A 290-nucleotide genomic window follows, 5' to 3' on the forward strand; every position below is an offset into this window, starting at 1 on the left:
TCGGCTAGTTTGAAAAAGCTTGCCAAAGAACTGGACATCCCCGTGATTGCCCTTTCCCAGCTTAGCCGGGCTTTGGAATCACGCTCCGATAAACGCCCTCGTATGTCTGACTTGCGTGAAAGCGGAAGCCTGGAACAAGATGCAGATTTGATTCTCTTTCTTTACCGCGATGAGTATTATGGCATTGCTGAAGATGCTTCCGGAGCGCCTACTCAGGGACATACTGAGGTCATCATTGCCAAGCACCGCAATGGTAACCCAGAGACGATTCCCCTCAAATTTGACAACGG

1 protein-coding gene is annotated in these 290 nt (G+C 50.0%); it reads left to right on the forward strand.

All coding sequences use genetic code 11. The annotated features are described in order from the left end of the window. Window positions 1-290: DnaB-like helicase C-terminal domain-containing protein (locus tag Q0954_RS34730; protein ID WP_299466875.1), on the forward strand; the 290-nt coding region annotated here is incomplete at both ends.

The sequence above is a fragment of the uncultured Microscilla sp. genome, assembly GCF_947493425.1.
GTDB lineage: Bacteria > Bacteroidota > Bacteroidia > Cytophagales > Microscillaceae > Microscilla.